Genomic DNA, 795 nt, shown 5'->3' with positions numbered 1-795 from the left:
CTCGTGGCGCTCGATGTCGGCAACCCACAGCTGGTCTGGGCCGGTCGCGGTGAACGCCCGATCGACCAGGTCCGGGCGGGTGTCCGGGCCGGTGCCGGGCACCGTGGTGCGCGGGCCCTTCGCCCGAGTGATGCCGCGCAGCCCGGCGCAGCGCATCAGCCGCTCGACGGTGCACCGGGCCACGGCGTGGCCTTGGCGGCGCACTTCGGCGTGCACCTTGCGGGCGCCGTAGACCCCGTAGTTCTCGGCATGCACCTTCTCGATCACCGCGGTGGTGGCCGCGTCGGTGACCGACCGGGCCGAGGGCGGCCGGGTGCGGTGTGCGTAGTAGGTGCTCGGGGCGATCTTCGCGCCGGCCTCGGTGAGGACCGCGCAGACCGGCTCGACCCCGTGTTCGAGCTTGTGCTGATCGATGTAGGCCACGATCAGCGGGAGGGGCGGTCGAGCTCCGCCGCGAAGAAAGCCGACGCGCTCTTCAGGATCGCGTTCGCCCTCCGCAGCTCCCGGTTCTCCCGTTCCAGCTCGGCCAGCCGGGTGGCGTCATCGGTCGTGGTGCCCGGCCGGTGACCTTCGTCGATCTCGGCCTGAATCACCCAGTTGCGCAGCGTCTCGGGATTGATCCCCAGTTGCTCGCCGATCCGCTTGAACGCCCCGGTCCGGGTGGCCGGGTCACGCCGCGCGTCGACCGTCAGCCGGGTCGCCCGCTCCCGAAGCTCCTCGGGGTACTTCCTCGGTGCCGCCATGACTCTCATCCTCACGTGGATTGAGAGCCTCCATCAGACCCGGGGCGGGACA

Annotated in this window: 2 protein-coding genes and 1 other annotated feature; both genes read right to left on the bottom strand. The window is 71.2% G+C overall.

Features of this window, described 5'->3' with window-relative positions:
* Window positions 1-423, bottom strand: a 423-nt coding sequence (locus A6V29_RS05820; protein ID WP_170977713.1) for an IS3 family transposase, incomplete at its 3' end; no start/stop codon positions are given.
* Window positions 337-465, bottom strand: a sequence feature (AL1L pseudoknot). Its footprint overlaps the gene before it by 87 nt.
* A complete protein-coding gene (locus tag A6V29_RS05815) occupies window positions 426-743 on the bottom strand; it encodes a transposase (RefSeq protein ID WP_170977712.1) in 318 nt (105 codons plus the stop codon). (Overlaps the previous feature by 40 nt.)
* Window positions 744-795 lie beyond the last annotated feature (52 nt).

The organism is Blastococcus sp. CCUG 61487 (assembly GCF_005222955.1).
Taxonomy (GTDB): domain Bacteria; phylum Actinomycetota; class Actinomycetes; order Mycobacteriales; family Geodermatophilaceae; genus Blastococcus.
Note: the sequence above shows the minus strand (reverse complement) of the source record. Positions and strands in the feature narration are given on the sequence as shown.

Excerpts from the sequence above, each read along its gene's own strand:
- A6V29_RS05815 (WP_170977712.1), bottom strand. The coding sequence starts at position 743 with ATGGCGGCACCGAGGAAGTACCCCGAGGAGCTTCGGGAGCGGGCGACC.